This window comes from Paracoccus marinaquae, from assembly GCF_018860165.1.
Classification (GTDB): Bacteria; Pseudomonadota; Alphaproteobacteria; order Rhodobacterales; family Rhodobacteraceae; genus Paracoccus; species Paracoccus marinaquae.
The window spans coordinates 90,331-106,464 of the sequence record NZ_JAHKNG010000005.1 but is presented as its reverse complement, the minus strand read 5'-3'; the positions used below and the strand labels follow the sequence as shown (position 1 = coordinate 106,464).

Below are 16,134 nucleotides of genomic sequence, written 5' to 3'. Positions count from 1 at the left end.
CGGGTTCCTTTCTGGGAAAGTCAGGTTTCTGCCGTGAACATCACGACCGACAGCGGCGGCAGGGTGATCGCCATCGAGGCGGGCTGGCCGTCCTGCGGCGGGCCGTCGGCCTCGACCCCGCCGAGATTGCCCATGCCGCTGCCGCCATAGATCGCGGCGTCGGTATTGATCGCCTCGCGCCAGCGCCCGGTCTGCGGCACGCCGAGGCGGAAGCCCGGCCGCGGCACCGGCGTGAAGTTGCAGGCAACCACCACCGGCGCATCCCCCGCCTCGCCGCGCCGGATCCAGGCATAGGTGGATTGCGCGGCATCGGTGGCGATCCACTGGAAGCCCCCGGCATCGCAATCCCCGACATGCAGGGCCGGCGTCTGGCGGTAGAGCCGGTTCAGGTCGCGCACCAGCGCCTGCACGCCCCGGTGCATCGGCTGTTGGGCGGCGGGCCAGTTCAGTTCGCCATTGTGGTTCCATTCCTCGGGCTGCCCCCATTCGCAGCCCATGAACAGCAGCTTCTTGCCCGGTTGGCCCCACATGAAGCCGTAATAGGCGCGCAGGTTCGCGAATTGCTGCCAGTCGTCGCCCGGCATCTTGCGCAGCATCGAGCCCTTGCCGTGAACCACCTCGTCATGGCTGATCGGCAGGATGAAGTTTTCCGAAAACGCATAGATCAGCCCGAAAGTCATCAGGTCGTGATGGTATTTGCGATGCACCGGATCGCGGCTGATATAGCGCAGCGTGTCGTTCATCCAGCCCATGTTCCACTTGAAGCCGAAGCCAAGCCCGCCAGCATCGACCGGCGCCGAGACCTTCGGGAACGAGGTGCTTTCCTCGGCCACGGTCATGATGCCGGGCACCTCGTCATAGGTGGCGACATTCATGTTCTGCAGGAAGGCGATGGCCTCGTAATTCTCGCGCCCGCCATCGCGGTTGGGTATCCACTCGCCCTCGCTGCGCGAATAGTCGCGGTAGAGCATCGAGGCCACCGCATCGACGCGCAGCCCGTCGACATGGTATTCCTTCAGCCAGTAGAGGGCGTTGGCGACCAGGAAATTCTGCACCTCGGTGCGGCCGTAATTGTAGATCAGCGTGTTCCAGTCCTGATGGAACCCCTCGCGTGCGTCGGCATGTTCGTAAAGCGCGGTGCCATCGAACCGCGCCAGACCATGCGCGTCGGTCGGGAAATGTCCAGGCACCCAGTCCAGCAGCACGCCAAGCCCGGCCTGATGCGCGGCATCGACCAGATCGCGGAATTCATGCGGCGGGCCGAAACGGATCGTCGGCGCGAACAGCCCCACCGGCTGATAGCCCCATGAGCCGTCGAAGGGAAATTCGCTGACCGGCAGCAGTTCCAGATGGGTGAAGCCCATGTCCTTGGCATAGGCGACCAGATCGCGGGCCAGTTCCCGGTAGGACAGCGGCCGGCCCTGCTGGTCCAGCCGCCGGCGCCAGCTGCCCAGATGCACCTCGTAGATGCTGATCGGCGCGCGGCGGTCTTGGGCCGTGGCGCGGCTGTCCATCCAGGCGCCATCGTGCCAGCCATAGCCCGATATGTCGCGCACCATGCTGGCCTTTTCCGGCGGGTGCTGGCTGCCGAAGCCGACCGGGTCGGCCTTCTGCATCACCGTGCCGTCGGCGCCGAGGATCTCGAACTTGTAAAGCGCGCCCTCGCCGATGCCGGGCAGGAAAATCTCCCATATGCCGCTGGCGCCGGCGCGCCGCATCGGATGACGGCGCCCGTCCCAGCCGTTGAACGCCCCCACGACCGAAACCCGGCGCGCATTCGGCGCCCAGACGGCGAAATGCGTGCCGGCCACGCCCTCATGCGCCAGCACATGCGCGCCCAGTGCCTGCCACAGCTGCCGGTGCGTGCCCTCGCCGATCAGGTGCAGGTCGATATCGCCCAGCACCGGGCCGAAACGATAGGGATCCTCGAACTCCCGTTCCTCGCCACCGCCCGAGCGCACCTTCAGCCGGTAGGGGCCGGCGCCGATCCGGCCGGAAAAGAGGTCATCGGCGATCCGCGCCAGCGGCAGTTCGCCCTCTTCGGTCAGCGCGCTGACCCCGGCCGCGCCGGGCATGAAGACCGTCACCCCGACCCCGCCGCCGGACGGGTGCGGCCCGAGGATCCGGAACGGGTCATCGCACCGCCCCTCGCGCAGCCGCGCCAGATCGTCCGGCAGAAGATGCAATGGATTGCCCGGCTGTCCCATCGGTCCCACTCTACCCCTTCAACAGATTCGGGCAACGCTTGAGTTAACGCTAACATTTCTTTGCCTGCACGGCTATAGTCCACCGCAGGCAGGGGCGAATCTTCGGCGGGAAGGGCAGGACGCGATGACGGAATGGTGGCGCGACGCGGTGATCTACCAGATCTATCCCCGCAGCTTTCAGGACAGCGACGGCGACGGGATCGGCGATCTGCGGGGCATCACAGGGCGGCTGGATCATGTCGCGGCCCTCGGGGCGGATGCGATCTGGCTGTCGCCGATCTTCACCTCGCCGATGAAGGACATGGGTTACGACGTGTCCGACTATACCGGGATCGACCCGCTGTTCGGCACGCTTGCGGATTTCGACGCGCTGGTCGCCCGCGCCCATGCCCTGGGCCTGAAGGTGATCATCGATCAGGTCATCAGCCATACCAGCGACCGGCACGACTGGTTCGAGGAATCGCGCCGTGACCGCAGCAACCTTAAGGCCGACTGGTATGTCTGGGCCGATCCGAAGCCCGACGGCACGCCGCCGACGAACTGGCCCTCGGTCTTCGGCGGGCCGGCCTGGGAATGGGAGCCGCGCCGGCGCCAGTATTACCTGCACAATTTCCTGATCGAGCAGCCGGACCTGAACTTTCACCACAGGCCGGTGCAGGATGCGCTGCTGGCGACCATGCGCTTCTGGCTGGATCGCGGCGTGGACGGCTTTCGGCTGGATACGGTCAACTACTATTTCCACGACGACAAGCTGCGCGACAACCCGCCCAATCCCGACCATGACGGGCCGGAAACCTATGGTTTCCAGAAACACCGGTTCTCGAAGAACCGCCCCGAGAATATCGGCTTCCTGAAACGGCTGCGGCAGCTGACCGACAGCTACCCCGAGCGGATGATGGTCGGCGAGGTCGGCGATCAGGGCGACACCGCGATCCGCATCATGGCCGATTATACCGAGGGCGGCGACCGGCTGCACATGTGCTACAGCTTCGAGATGCTGAGCCGGGACTTCACCGCGGCGCATTTCCGCAAGACGATCGAGGGCGTCCATGACGGCGCCCCGGACGGCCATGCTTGCTGGAGCTTTTCCAACCATGACGTGATCCGCCATGCCAGCCGCTGGTCGGAGCATGCCGCGGACCCGGACGCGCTGGCCCGGCAGGCGATTGCCATGCTGGCCTCGTTTCCCGGCACGATCTGCCTCTATCAGGGCGAAGAACTGGGCCAGACCGAAACCGAACTGATCTATGCCGAACTGACCGATCCGCCGGCACTGCGCTTCTGGCCCGAGGTCCGGGGCCGCGACGGCTGCCGCACGCCGATGGTCTGGGAGGCCGGCGCCCCGCATGCCGGCTTCACCACCGGCACGCCTTGGCTGCCGGTAAAGCCGCCGCAGGCCGCCCGCGCCGTCTCGACCCAGCAGGCCGACAAGGGCAGCGTGCTGGCCGCCTATCGCGCCACGCTGGCCTTCCGCAAGGCGCAGCCCGCATTGCGTTGGGGCGGGACCGAGTTCCTCGATCTGCCCGAGCCGGTCCTTGCCTTCCGCCGCAGCCATGAGGGCGAGGTGCTGACCTGCCTCTTCAACCTCGGCAAGACCCCGGTGAAATTGACACTCGACGGGCAGGCCGCCCTTGCCGGCCCGTCGCAGGGCAGTCTGGCAAAAGCCACGCTGACGCTGCCGGCCAATGGCTTTGCCTGGCTGGAGAGCCGCCCCGCGATCACCTGCTGATCGGCCTCATCCGCCCTTGCGGCGGATGAACAGCTCATATCCCAGATAAATGCCGGCGGCGCCGAACAGGACCGCCCAGAACGGGCTGTCATTCGCCATCTCGACCCCGGCCCAGCCAAGCGGCAGCACCACACAAAGCACCCGCACCCAGAGCGGGCGGAAAAACGGCGCATTCGGATCAACCAGCATGGTGTTCCCTCCCCGGCTTGGCCCTGCTTACCTCAGCCCGAGGCGGGAGGCAGCCCATTATTGCTATGGGCCGCGACCATCCGCAAAGGCATCGCGCCGTCCGCCGGCCATGGCTGAACCTGCCATCCCCGACCAGTTCCTGTGCGATGCAGCATAGTTCCCGCCTTTGAACACCATAATTGCCGTATTGGCTCCAAGGCCGCCCGGAACCCGCCGTTCATGAAACATACGACGAATGCCCGGTTCGAGCCGATTTCGTTGAAAAACTCTGCGGAAACCCATTCAAGCTACCATATGTTGTTTTCCTGCCGCTTCAGATCGCCCACCTGGTAGCTGATTTCGGGCTGGCCCGAGTTTTTCAACAGAATCGGCCCAAAGCTGCCGTTCAGGATCTGCGGTGCCAGAGGTGGATTGCTCCACTGCCGCCTAGCGGTCAGCCCTGCTCGGCGTAGCTGGTCCACCCTTTATCGGGAAGCCTTCGAATCGAGCGCATCATGCACGCTGCCGCAGAACCCCATCGACATCATGAAGTTCGACGGAAGAGCACTCGAAGGATCGGCAGCAAGCACCTCTTCGAAGATGCCTGCAAACCGCGCGTAGCCGATCGCGCGCTCGCTCTCCAGAACCTCAATGGGAGGAGCATCACTTCGAGTAGCCCATCGCCGGATTTCCTTGTTATGTCTTTCCTGGGCACCGATCCCATCTGCGTCGCCTGTCTTCAGATGATGCTCGGCCATTGCATCGAACATTCCAGTGCACCGTGCCAACATGCTTACCGTAATCATATCGCGAGTTGGCTGGGATCCGTCCCAAATCCTCCCGCGGGCGTCTTCCTGAGAGGAAGCTGGAGTAGCTATCAAAACAGCCAACATCACTCCTCTTGAAAAGTATCTCACGATCACCCCTCTGATACTTGGGCCATGCTCATACGTTCAAATGATCTGAATAGGTTTCCGTCCTAAAGTTCGCAACGGCAGCTTCGTCCCGCATCAGCGACATTCCCGCCCTGTGCAGCGAAAGCCGGCAGATGTAGAGTTTTCCCGCGATAGACGTCTATCTTTTCGCGCTTATTTACCTATCGATGCATGGTTTTCCGGAGAAATCCGACTCGTCAGTACGAAAACCATGATGCGCGCCAGAGTTCCCCCTCGGCCTTCCCGGGCAGGCGCCGATGGCCCTGAAAGACGCTGTCGCCCCTTCCCCGGCCCCGATGCCGGCGGCGATTGCGGGGCAAGCCAATCGCCCCGCAGCGCGCGGAGCTACATCCCCGCCTGCCAGGGTGGTTGTTCGGCGAAGGCATTGGCGACATGGTCGACGAACAGGCGAGTCTTGCGCGGCATCGGCCGGATCGGCGGCCAGACCACGCTGACCGGCAGCGCCCGCTGCGGCAGGTCGGGCAGCAACCGCACCAGCCGCCCGTCGCGCAGCGCGTCATGGACGATGAACAGCGGCAGCAGCGCCAGCCCCAACCCGCCGATGGCCAGATCGCGCATCGCCTCGCCATTATTCGCGGTGACGCGGCCCGGACGCGGCGCGGCGATGCCGGGGCCGAAGGGCCAGGTCTCGCCCAGCCGGGCGTTCAGATAGCCGATCACCTCATGGCCACCCAAGTCGGCGGGCGAGGCGATTTGCCCGTGCATGGCCAGATAATCGGGGCTTGCGACCAGCGTGTGCGGATCCTCGCACAGCCGCCGCGCCATCAGGTTGCTGTCCTTCAGATGCCCGATCCGCAGGGCGACATCGAAACCCGTGCGGCCCAGGTCGGTCAGCTGGTCGTCATAGTCCAGCACGATCTCCAGCCCCGGATGGGCGCGGGCGAAGCCGGCGATGACCGGTCCCAGATGGCGGATGCCAAAGCTCATCGGCGCGGCAACCGCCAGCCGGCCGCGCAGCCCGATCTCGGGGCCGCCCAGGCTTTCGGTCGCCGCCACCAGTTCGGCCAGCGCCGGGCGCAGCCGCTCGGCCAGCGCATGGGCGTTGTCGGTGGCCGCGATACGGCCGGCATGGCGGCTGAACAGCGGCACGCCAAGCGCCGCCTCGAAATCGCTGATCCGCTTGCTGACCACGGATTTCGACAGATCGGACCGGGCCGCCGCACCCGAGATGCTGCCCGCATCCAGCACCGCCAGAAAGGTCTCGATATCGGTGATCGTCCAGCCCATGCCGGGAAGAATAGCGCGCGCGCCGCCGTTCGCAATCACCGAACCCCGCTTTGCCTCGGGACCGGGTGCCCCGAACGGCGCAAAGGCGCCATATTGCGCTCAACGCTAGGAAAAGGAGCCGCATCATGCAGCTGACCGGAATTCACCACCTGACGGCGATCACCGCCAATGCTCCGGGCAACAACCGCTTCTACACGGAAACGCTGGGCCTGCGCCGGGTCAAGAAGACGGTGAACCAGGACGACACCTCGGCCTATCACCTGTTCTTCGCCGATGGCGCCGGCTCGCCCGGCACCGACATCACCTTCTTCGACTGGCCGGTGGGGCACGAACGGCGCGGCACCCGTTCGATCAGCCGCACCGGGCTGCGCGTGGCCGAGGACAGCCTTGACTACTGGGCCGGGCGGCTGGCCGATCTGGGCGTGTCCTCCGGCAGGATCACCACGCTGGACGGCCGCGCCAGCCTCGATCTCGAGGATCCCGAGGGGCAGCGCCTGCGGCTTGTCGCGGCCCCGCAGCCGGTGGGCGAGCCTTGGGCGAAAAGCCCGGTCCCGGCCGGGCACCAGATCCGCGGTCTCGGCCCGATCACCATCTCGGTTCCCGATCTCGGCCCGACCGAGGCGGTGCTGACGCGGGTGATGAACATGCGCAAGGTCCGCGACTATGCCAGCCCCGACGGCGAAGGCCAGGTCCATGTCTACGAGATGGGCGAAGGCGGCGCCGCGGCGGAACTGCATGTCGCCGTCCAGCCCGGCCTGCCCATCGCGCAGCAGGGCGCGGGCGCGGTCCATCACGTCGCCTTCCGCGTGCCCGGCAAGCCGGAACTGACCGAATGGGCCCAGCGGCTGCAACAGTTCCGCCTGCCCAATTCCGGCGAGGTCGAGCGTTATTACTTCCGGTCGCTTTACTTCCGCGAACCGGCGGGCAATCTGTTCGAGATCGCCACCGACGATCCGGGCTTCGACGTGGACGAGCCGCGCGAGACCATGGGCGAAGGCCTGTCGCTGCCGCCCTTCCTCGAGGGTCGGCGGGCGCAGATCGAAGCGGGGCTGAAACCGCTGGACTGATCCGGCATTCCGGGGGCGGCGCCCGCCCCCGGCCATAGACAGGGAGAGCAGCATGACCACCATCCTCGGCCTCAGCGGCAGCCTGCGCCGCGCATCCTATAATGCGGGCCTCTTGCGCGCGGCGCGCGAGGTCGCGCCCGACGGGGTCGAGATCGTCATCGGCTCGATCGCCGGGGTGCCCCTCTATGATGGCGATGACGAGGCCGCCAATGGCACGCCGCCGGCCGTGGCCGAACTGAACCGGCAGATGGCGGCGGCGGACGGGCTGCTGCTGGTCACGCCGGAATACAACAACGGCATTCCGGGCGTGTTCAAGAACGCCATCGACTGGATGTCGCGCGGCGAGGGGCTGAAGCTGTGGAAGGGCAAGCCGGTCGCGCTGACCGGCACCTCGCCCGGCCATTTCGGCACCGCGCAGGCGCAGACGCACTGGTTGCAAGTGCTGCGAACGCTGAACACCCGCCCCTGGTGGGAGGGGCGGCTGCTGATCCCGAGGGCGGGCGACCTGTTCGACAGGGACGGCAACCTGACTGATGACGACACCCGCAAGCGGCTGGCCGAATTCGTCGCCGGATTCGCCGCGACCGTGTGAATGGACCGCCTTGCCGCCGACCGCATGTTCGCACAGGTCGTCCGGCTGGGCGGGTTCTCGGCGGCGGCGGCGCAGCTTGGCACCTCGCCCGGGCAGGCCTCGAAGCTGGTCTCGAAGCTCGAGGCGCATCTGGGGGTGCGGCTGCTGAACCGCACCACCCGCGCGCTGGCCCCGACGCCCGAGGGCGAGGCCTATTTCACCCGCATCACCGCCATTCTGGAGGCGCTGGACGATCTGGATGACAGCCTGCGCGAGGCCGGGCAGAACCCGCGCGGCCAGCTGCGCCTGACCGCGCCGCTGAGCTTTGGCACCACGCAGCTGATGCCGGCGCTGGCGGATTTCGCGCAGGCCCATCCGGGCATCGCGCTGGACGTGCAGTTCACCGACAGCGTGATGGGGCTGGCCGAACACGGCTTCGACGCCGCCATCCGCGTGGGCCAGCCGCGCGATTCGGCGCTGAAGGCGCGCAAGCTGGGCATGGTGCGCAGCCGGATCGTCGCCGCCCCCGCCTACCTGGCGCGGCGCGGCACGCCACGGGTGCCGGAGGATCTGGCCGGCCATGCGATCGTGACCGACACGAATTTCACCCGCCCCGACGACTGGGAGTTCCGCGCCGAGGGCGGCCAGATCTTCACCCTGCCCCTGCCCGGCCGGCTGCGGTTCTCGAATGCCGAAGCCTGCGTCATTGCCGCCGAGGCCGGGCTGGGCGTGACCCGCGTTCCCGACTTCATCTCGGCCCGCGCGGTCCGGGCCGGGCGGCTGGTGGAACTGCTGCCGGCATTCCGCGCCGGTGACTCGGGCGTCCATGCGCTGACCCCGGCCGGCCGGCACATGCCCTCGCGCCTGCGGATCCTGCTGGATCACCTGCGCGACCGCTGGGGCCCGGATCACGACTGGAGCGATTGATTCCATAATGGCACAAATGATCTTCCAATTCGCCGGATTATCATTCCTTCCAGCAAGGTTCATATGCGTCGGCAGAGAACAGATGCAAAGGAACGACCCATGCTGACCCGGATCAATCAACGACTGAACGCCCCCGATGCCGCCGCGCTGATCCTGCGCGTGACCCTCGGGGTGCTGTTTCTGGCCCATGCCGGGCTGAAACTTTTCGTCTTCACCCCTGCCGGCACCGCGCAGTTCTTCGACTCGATCGGACTGCCCGGTGTTCTGGCCTATCTGGTCATCGCCGCCGAACTTCTGGGCGGAATCGCCCTGATCGTCGGCTGGCAGACCCGTCTCGTGGCGCTGGCACTGGTGCCGGTGATGCTGGGCACGATCATCTTCAGCCATGGCGCCAACGGCTTTTTCTTCTCGAATGCGGGCGGCGGATGGGAATATCCTGCCTTCTGGACGCTGGCGCTGATCGTGCAGGCGATGATCGGCGGCGGCACCGCCGCGCTGAGCCGCACCTGACCCCGGAGGACGCCATGACCACCGAACGATCCATCGACCACGTTGCCCTGACCGTGCGCGATCTGCCGGGCATGGCGGCCTTCTATGAAACCGCGCTTGGCCTGCATCCGCTTGGCGGCGATAGGGCGACCCGGCGCCTGGGCGCGGGCGCGCAGGTGCTGCTGGAACTGCGCGCCGATCCCGCAGCCACGCCCCGCGATCCGCGTCAGGCCGGGCTGTTCCACACCGCCTTCCTGCTGCCCGAACGCGCCGATCTGGGCCGCTGGCTGCGCCATGTCGCCGACAGCAGCCCCCGCCTGACCGGCGCCAGCGATCACGGCGTCAGCGAGGCCATCTATCTGGACGATCCCGAAGGCAACGGCATCGAGGTCTATTGGGACCGGCCCGACAGCGCTTGGAATCGGCAGGGCGACCGGATCGAGATGTTCACCCGCCGGCTGGACCTGCAGGGCCTGTCCGACGCCTCGCCCGGCGACTGGCAGGGTGCGCCCGAGGGCAGCCGCGTCGGCCATGTGCATCTGCAGGTCGGCGATCTGGAGGCGGCGGACGGGTTCCTTGCCGGCGATCTGGGCCTCACCCGGACCTTCGAGGGGCCGGGCGGCGGCTGGTATGGCTGGAACGGCTATCACCACCACCTTGCCGGCAATGTCTGGAACAGCCGCGGCGCCGGGCCGCGCGACCCGCACATGACCGGGCTGGCCGAGGTGGTGCTGCGCGCGCCCGATGCCGCCGGAACCGCGCTGAGCGACCCCTGGGGCACGCGTTTCCGGCTGATCTGATCGCGCCCCGAAACGCCGGCCTCAGCCCAGCAGCGGCGCCACCTGCCGGCGGATCCGGTCGGCTGCCTCATGCCGCACCGGACCATAGCCCCGGATCTCCTGCGGCGCCCGCAGCAGCCGCATCGCATCATCGCGCGCAGCCGGATCAAAGCGGCGCTCGACATGATCGAGGATCGCCTCGTACCAGGCCAGCAGGTCGTGATCCAGCTTGCGATCCGCCGATCGGGCGAAGATGTCCCAGCGAGAGCCGCGCAGATGCCTCATCCGGGCCAGAAGGCGCATCCCGGTTCGCATCCACGGGCCAAAGCGCCGCTTGCGCGGTCGGCCGCGGGCATCCGTCCCGGCCGGAAGCAGCGGCGGGGCCAGATGATAGCCGATGCGATAGTCGCCCTCGAACTGCTCGGCGACCCGGGCCTCGAACCCGGCCTCGGTGAACAGGCGCCCGACTTCGTATTCGTCCTTGTAGGCCATCAGCCGGAACAGCGATTTCGCCGCCGCCTCGATTGCTGCCTCGATTGCTGCCTCGCCGGCATCAGCGGGCAAAGCCGCGCGGAATCGGGCGATGCGGTCGGTATAGCGCCGCGCATAGGCCGCGTCCTGATAGCCGGTCAGGAACCCGGCCCGGTGGCGGATCAGATCCTCGAGTGTCTGCGGCGCGGCCGGGGCCGGATCGGCCAGATGCGGGGCCAGAAGCTGCGCGTCGGCGGCCAGGACCCGGCCCAGATCGAAGGCTGCGGCATTCTTCTCGACCGCCACGCCGTTGAGCAGGATCGCCTGTTTCATCGCCGTCTCGCTGACCGGAACCAGCCCGCGCTGGAAGGCCGCGCCCAGCATCATGATATTGGCGAAGACCGCGTCCCCCATCAGCCGTTCGGCGGCGAGATTGGCGTCGAACCCGGTCACGGCGTCATCGCCGACGGCGCCGCGGATCATCGCCTCGCGATCCGCGATCTTCAGATCGGCATCGCGATGCAGCACCAGATCGCCGGTCGGCATCTCGGCCCGGTTCAGCACGACCTGCGTGCCCTTGCGGTAATGAACCGAGGCCTTGGGCGATGAACAGACCACCGCGTCGCAGCCGATCACCGCATCGGCATGGCCGGGCTGGATGCGGACCTGATTGATCGCCTCGGGGCTTCGACCGATCCGGACATAACCCAGGACGGTGCCGAATTTCTGCGCGAAGCCGGTGAAGTCCAGCACGCTGGACCCCTTGCCTTCGATATGCGCGGCCATGGTGATCAGCGCGCTGACGGTGACGACGCCGGTGCCGCCCACGCCCGCCACCAGCAGGTCGAAAGGTTGCGACAGATCGGCCAGCGGAGGCGCCGGCAGGGCCGAACGCAGCGCGGCGATATCCAGCCCGGCGGGTTCCGGCTTGCGCCGCCGCCCGCCCTCGATGGTGACGAAGCTGGGGCAGAACCCGTTCAGGCAGGAAAAATCCTTGTTGCAGCTGGACAGGTTGATCCGGCGCTTGCGCCCGAGCGGGGTTTCGACCGGCTCGACGCTAAGGCAGTTGGATTCGATCGAGCAATCGCCGCAGCCCTCGCAGACAAGCTCGTTGATGAAGGCGAATTTCGGCGGATCCTCGATCCTGCCGCGCTTGCGGCGGCGGCGCTTTTCGGTGGCGCAGGTCTGTTCATAGATCAGGACGGTCACGCCCTTGATATCGCGCAATTCCCGTTGAACCGTATCCAGAGCGGCGCGGTCATGCAGCGTCGTGCCGGCCGGGAAATCGGCCAGATCGAATTTCTTCGGCTGATCGCTGACCAGCGCGATCCTGACCACCCCCTCGGCCCGGCAGGCCTGGGCGATGCCGGCGACGCTGACCGGCCCGTCGACGGGCTGGCCGCCGGTCATCGCCACCGCGTCGTTATAGAGGATCTTGTAGGTGATGTTGGCCCGCGCCGCGACCGCCTGCCGGATCGCCAGCGAGCCCGAGTGATACCAGGTCCCCTCGCCCAGATTCTGGAACATGTGCCTGCCGCCGTTCCAGTGCTGGGCCACGGCCAGGGTCACCCCCTCGCCGCCCATCTGCGCATAGCCCAGCGTGTCGCGATCCATCCAGCCGGCCATGACATGGCAGCCGATGCCGCTGGCGGCCTGGCTGCCCTCGGGCAGGCGGGTCGATGTATTGTGCGGGCAGCCCGAACAGAACCATGGCGTCCGCGCAGCACCCGGCAGTTGCAGGATCGGCGGCGGCGTCTCGGTCAGCCCGCGGGCCTTTTCGGTCAGCCCCTCGGCGGGAAAGAAGGCATGCAGGCGATCGGCCAGGACCGGGACCAGCATCAGCGGGTTCATCTCGCCGGTCCAGGGCAGCAGCGGATCCCCCGCGGCGCGGTGCTTGCCGACCATCTTCTTAGGCTTGGCGCCCGGCCAGTCATAGAAATATTCCTTGAACTGGCTTTCGATGATGCCGCGCTTTTCCTCGACCACCAGCACCTCTTCCTTGCCGGTGACGAAGGCCAGCGCATCGCGGCGCGCCAGCGGCCAGACCATGCCGACCTTGTAGATGTCGATGCCCAGGCGGCGACAGGCCGCCTCGTCCAGCCCCAGCAGGCGCAGCGCCTCCATCGTGTCGAGATGCGCCTTGCCGGTGGTGACGATGCCGAACTTCGCCTCGGGCAGGTCATAGATGCGCCGGTCGATCGGGTTCGCCTCGACGAAGGCCTCGACCGCGCGCAGCTTGTGTTCGATCCGGGTCTCGATCTCGGGGCTGGGCAGGTCGGACAGGCGGACATGGATGCCGCCCGGCGGGCCGGTGAAATCGGGCTGCAGAAACACCCGGTCGCGCGGCAGCTCGACCGACTGGCCGGCCTCGACCGTCTCGGAAATCGCCTTGAAGCCGACCCAGGTGCCGGAAAAGCGCGACAGGGCAAGGCCGTATTCGCCGAATTCCAGGTATTCGCGGATCGAGGCCGGATTCAGGGTCGGCATGAACCAGGCCATGAAGGCCACGTCCGACTGATGCGGCATGGACGAGGACACGCAGCCATGATCGTCGCCCGCCACGACCAGAACCCCGCCCTTGGGCGAGCTGCCATAGGCATTGCCATGTTTCAGCGCGTCGCCCGAGCGGTCAACGCCCGGCCCCTTGCCATACCACATGGAAAAGACCCCCTCGACCCGGCAATCCGAGGCCAGAACCGCCTGCTGGGCGCCCAGAACAGCGGTCGCGCCCAGATCCTCGTTGACGGCGGGCAGGAAGTCGATGCGATCCTCTTTCAGCCGCGCGCCGATCCGCCACAATTCCTGATCCAGCCCGCCAAGGGGCGAGCCGCGATAGCCCGACACGAAACCGGCCGTGTTCCGCCCCGCCGCACGGTCGCGGCGCGCCTGATCCAGCATGATCCGCACCAGCGCCTGGGTGCCGGTCAGAAAGACGCGCCCCTCGGTCCGGTCGTAACGGTCGTTCAACTGATAGGTGTCGAATCCGGATTCATGGCGCGTCATCGGCTGCTCCCTCCTCCAAAGGCAGTGGCTGACAGACAGTCTATCCCGAATTTTCCGAAAAATCTGACCAAGGTCATGGCCTGAATGTTGATATCTGGATATTCTGACCGAAACCTGTCATCAGAACGGAACATCATGCCGATTCAGGACGATGCCGACCGCAGGATTCTCGCCACGCTGCGTCAGGACAGCCGGATTTCGAATGCCGATCTGGCCGAGCGGGTGGGCCTGTCCGCCTCGTCATGCTGGCGCCGGGTGCGCGCGCTTGAGGAGCGCGGCGCGATCCGGCGCTATACCGTCGATCTGGACGAGGCGGCGCTCGGGCTGGGGTTCCGGGCGATCGTCCATGTCCACCTGACCCGGCACGATCAGGCGCTGGTCCGCGAGTTCATCCGGCAGATCCGCACCAAGGACGAGGTCCGCGCCTGCTATGCGACGACCGGGGCCTCGGACTATCACCTGCATGTCCTCTGCCCCGATCTGGACGCCTATAACCGCTTTCTCGAGGATTTCCTGTTCTCGATTCCGGCCGTCGCCAGCGCCCAGACCAATCTGGTGCTGCGCACGATCAAGGACTGAGCCGGCGCCGCGCCTAGCGGATGCCGGCGAAGAACATCGGCCCGCCCTTCCAGCGCGGAAAGCCATAGCCGTGGATCTCGACCAGATCGATATCGGCGGCGCTGGCGGCGATGCCGTCGGCAAGGATGTCGCGCCCCTCGTCAGCCATGGCGCCGACCAGATGCGCCGCGATCGCCTCGACGGTCATGGCCTGCGGCGCCGCGACATGCGGGGCCAGCAGTTCGGCGGTCGCCCGCGACACCTGCGGCCTGCGGCTTTCGGCGGGATAGTCGTACCAGCCGCCGCCGGTCTTCTGGCCCTTGCGCCCGGCACGCACCAGAATGTCGCTCAGCGTGTCGGGGATCACCTGACCCGCCGCCCGCGCGCCCTCGCGCTGCAGGAAGGCGATGTCCAGCCCGCTCAGATCCTGGGCTTCGAACGGTCCCATCCTGAACCCGAACCCGCGCATCGCCGCGTCGACATCGGCAAGCGCCACGCCCTGCCGCAGCAGCGCCTCGGCCTCGGCGCGATAGCGCTTGAAGATGCGGTTGCCGATGAAGCCCTCGCAGATGCCGGCCCGCACCGGGATCTTGCCCAGGGTCCGGGCCAGCGCAAAGGCCGTCGCCAGAACCTCATCCGAGGTTTCGGGCGTCGGCACGATTTCCAGAAGCTTCATGACATGGGCCGGGCTGAAGAAATGCAGCCCGATGAAGCGCCGGCCATGCGGCATCCCCGCGACGATCGCGCGCGGATCGAGGTAAGAGGTGTTGGTCGCCAGCACCGCATCCTCGCGGCAGACCTGCCCCAGTTTGGCAAAGACCTCCCGCTTGACGCCGATCTCCTCGAACACCGCCTCGATGACCAGATCGCAATCGGCCAGCGCCGCGTAATCCGTGCTGCCGGTCACGCCGGCCAGCAGATCGGCCCGCGCCGCGTCGGTCAGCTTGCCGCGGCTGACCGCGCCGGCGAAGGTCTGGTCGATATTTGCCACGCCACGGGCCAGCGCCTCGCCGTCGCGCTCGATCAGCACCACCGGCAGCCCGGCCATGCGGCAGGCGGCGGCGATGCCCGCGCCCATGGTGCCGCCACCGATCACCCCGACTTTGCGCATCGGCAGCGCCGTCACCCCCTCCAGCCAGGCCGGGCGAGGTGCTGCGCGCTCGGCGAAGAACACATGGCGCAGGGCCGCCGCCTCGTCCGAGGCGCGCAGTTCAAGGAATGTCTCGCGCTCGTACGCCATGGCCTCGGCAAAGGGGGCTTCGGTGGCAAAACGGATACAGTCCAGCGCCCGCAGCGGTGCCTGATGACCCTGCCTCGCGGCGGTCTTGCGGGCCTCGTCCCAGAAGCCGTCATCCATCGGCCCGACCTCGCGCTGCGAGGTCGGCGGCGGCAAGGGCCGGTCCAGCGCGGCGCGGGCGAAGGCCACGGCCCCCGCCAGCAGGTCGTCCTCAAGAACGGTATCGATCAGCCCCGCCTTCTGCGCCTTGCCCGCCGACCACGGACGGCCCGAGGTCGCCAGTTCGACCGCCGCCGCGGCACCGCCCAGACGCGGCGTGCGCACCGTGCCCGAGGCCCCCGGCACGATCCCCAGATTCACTTCGGGCAGGCCGACCCGGGCGCTGCTCAGGGCGACGCGGAAACGGCAGCCCATGGCGATCTCGAACCCGCCGCCAAGGGCGCTGCCATGGATCGCGGCGATCCACGGCTTGGCCGCCGCCTCGATGTGATCGACCAGATCCGGCAGATGCGGCGGCACCGGCGGCTGGCCGAATTCGCGCACATCCGCCCCGGCGATGAAGGTACGGCCGGCACAGATCAGCACCACGGCGCGAATGTCCCTGTCGGCGTCCAGCCGGTCAACGGCGTCCCACAGCGCCTTGCGCACCCCTGCCGACAGCGCGTTGACCGGAGGGTTGTCCAGCGTCACCACCGCGATCCCGCCATCGCGGTGGACTGTCAGAAATTCGGCGTCATGGCTCATG

13 protein-coding genes are annotated in these 16,134 nt (G+C 67.3%); 7 read left to right on the top strand and 6 right to left on the bottom strand.

The features are described 5' to 3' along the window. Nucleotides 1-20 precede the first annotated feature (20 nt). On the bottom strand, nt 21-2,207 hold the full coding sequence (gene glgB / locus KNW02_RS05000) for a 1,4-alpha-glucan branching protein GlgB (protein ID WP_216032217.1): 2,187 nt from the start codon (nt 2,205-2,207) through the stop codon (nt 21-23). 124 nt (nt 2,208-2,331) lie between these two features. On the opposite strand from glgB, the gene KNW02_RS04995 reads away from it, so the two are divergent. Further along, entirely contained in the window at nt 2,332-3,936 is a 1,605-nt protein-coding gene (locus KNW02_RS04995; RefSeq protein ID WP_216032169.1) for an alpha-glucosidase family protein, read from the top strand. A gap of 6 nt (nt 3,937-3,942) precedes the next feature. On the opposite strand, the gene KNW02_RS04990 is transcribed toward KNW02_RS04995, so the two are convergent. From KNW02_RS04990 to KNW02_RS04980, 3 genes are all read right to left on the bottom strand, one after another. Beyond that, entirely contained in the window at nt 3,943-4,125 is a 183-nt protein-coding gene (locus KNW02_RS04990) for a hypothetical protein (RefSeq protein ID WP_216032168.1), read from the bottom strand. 464 nt (nt 4,126-4,589) lie between these two features. Next, nucleotides 4,590-4,862 carry a hypothetical protein gene (locus KNW02_RS04985; protein ID WP_216032167.1) on the bottom strand — a complete coding sequence of 91 codons (273 nt, stop codon included), beginning with the start codon at nt 4,860-4,862 and terminating at the stop codon, nt 4,590-4,592. Between the two features lie 522 nt (nt 4,863-5,384). Next, nucleotides 5,385-6,326: a LysR family transcriptional regulator gene (locus tag KNW02_RS04980; protein WP_348524680.1), complete on the bottom strand. Its 942-nt coding sequence runs from the start codon at nt 6,324-6,326 to the stop codon at nt 5,385-5,387. 86 nt (nt 6,327-6,412) lie between these two features. On the opposite strand from KNW02_RS04980, the gene KNW02_RS04975 reads away from it, so the two are divergent. The 5 genes from KNW02_RS04975 to KNW02_RS04955 all read left to right on the top strand — a co-directional run bounded on the left by KNW02_RS04975 (nt 6,413) and on the right by KNW02_RS04955 (nt 10,141). Further along, nucleotides 6,413-7,354 carry a ring-cleaving dioxygenase gene (locus KNW02_RS04975; RefSeq protein ID WP_216032166.1) on the top strand — a complete coding sequence of 314 codons (942 nt, stop codon included), beginning with the start codon at nt 6,413-6,415 and terminating at the stop codon, nt 7,352-7,354. 52 nt (nt 7,355-7,406) lie between these two features. Further along, complete coding sequence (locus KNW02_RS04970; protein ID WP_216032165.1) at nt 7,407-7,946, top strand: NADPH-dependent FMN reductase; 540 nt, start codon at nt 7,407-7,409, stop codon at nt 7,944-7,946. Beyond that, complete coding sequence (locus KNW02_RS04965; RefSeq protein ID WP_216032164.1) at nt 7,947-8,852, top strand: LysR family transcriptional regulator; 906 nt, start codon at nt 7,947-7,949, stop codon at nt 8,850-8,852. A 99-nt stretch (nt 8,853-8,951) separates the two neighbouring features. Further along, complete coding sequence (locus tag KNW02_RS04960) at nt 8,952-9,362, top strand: DoxX family protein (RefSeq protein ID WP_216032163.1); 411 nt, start codon at nt 8,952-8,954, stop codon at nt 9,360-9,362. A 14-nt stretch (nt 9,363-9,376) separates the two neighbouring features. Further along, a complete protein-coding gene (locus KNW02_RS04955; protein ID WP_216032162.1) occupies nt 9,377-10,141 on the top strand; it encodes a VOC family protein in 765 nt (254 codons plus the stop codon). Nucleotides 10,142-10,162: 21 nt separating this feature from the next. Here KNW02_RS04955 and KNW02_RS04950 read toward each other — a convergent pair whose 3' ends face one another. After that, nucleotides 10,163-13,594 (bottom strand): indolepyruvate ferredoxin oxidoreductase family protein, encoded by a 3,432-nt coding sequence (locus tag KNW02_RS04950; protein WP_216032161.1) that lies wholly within the window; start codon nt 13,592-13,594, stop codon nt 10,163-10,165. A gap of 135 nt (nt 13,595-13,729) precedes the next feature. Here KNW02_RS04950 and KNW02_RS04945 point away from each other — a divergent pair, with 135 nt between their 5' ends. Then, the gene (locus KNW02_RS04945) at nt 13,730-14,173 is read left to right on the top strand and encodes an Lrp/AsnC family transcriptional regulator (RefSeq protein WP_216032160.1); all 444 of its coding nucleotides are present in this window, start codon (nt 13,730-13,732) and stop codon (nt 14,171-14,173) included. Nucleotides 14,174-14,186: 13 nt separating this feature from the next. Here the strand turns inward: KNW02_RS04945 and KNW02_RS04940 are convergent, their stop codons facing one another. Beyond that, on the bottom strand, nt 14,187-16,133 hold the full coding sequence (locus tag KNW02_RS04940; RefSeq protein WP_216032159.1) for a 3-hydroxyacyl-CoA dehydrogenase NAD-binding domain-containing protein: 1,947 nt from the start codon (nt 16,131-16,133) through the stop codon (nt 14,187-14,189). Between the last annotated feature and the right edge of the window lies 1 nt (nt 16,134).

Coding starts and splice junctions, on each gene's coding strand:
- glgB (WP_216032217.1), bottom strand. CDS start 2,207: ATGGGACAGCCGGGCAATCCATTGCATCTTCTGCCGGACGATCTGGCG.
- KNW02_RS04995 (WP_216032169.1), top strand. CDS start 2,332: ATGACGGAATGGTGGCGCGACGCGGTGATCTACCAGATCTATCCCCGC.
- KNW02_RS04990 (WP_216032168.1), bottom strand. CDS start 4,125: ATGCTGGTTGATCCGAATGCGCCGTTTTTCCGCCCGCTCTGGGTGCGG.
- KNW02_RS04985 (WP_216032167.1), bottom strand. CDS start 4,862: ATGGCCGAGCATCATCTGAAGACAGGCGACGCAGATGGGATCGGTGCC.
- KNW02_RS04975 (WP_216032166.1), top strand. CDS start 6,413: ATGCAGCTGACCGGAATTCACCACCTGACGGCGATCACCGCCAATGCT.
- KNW02_RS04970 (WP_216032165.1), top strand. CDS start 7,407: ATGACCACCATCCTCGGCCTCAGCGGCAGCCTGCGCCGCGCATCCTAT.
- KNW02_RS04965 (WP_216032164.1), top strand. CDS start 7,947: ATGGACCGCCTTGCCGCCGACCGCATGTTCGCACAGGTCGTCCGGCTG.
- KNW02_RS04960 (WP_216032163.1), top strand. CDS start 8,952: ATGCTGACCCGGATCAATCAACGACTGAACGCCCCCGATGCCGCCGCG.
- KNW02_RS04955 (WP_216032162.1), top strand. CDS start 9,377: ATGACCACCGAACGATCCATCGACCACGTTGCCCTGACCGTGCGCGAT.
- KNW02_RS04950 (WP_216032161.1), bottom strand. CDS start 13,594: ATGACGCGCCATGAATCCGGATTCGACACCTATCAGTTGAACGACCGT.
- KNW02_RS04945 (WP_216032160.1), top strand. CDS start 13,730: ATGCCGATTCAGGACGATGCCGACCGCAGGATTCTCGCCACGCTGCGT.
- KNW02_RS04940 (WP_216032159.1), bottom strand. CDS start 16,133: ATGAGCCATGACGCCGAATTTCTGACAGTCCACCGCGATGGCGGGATC.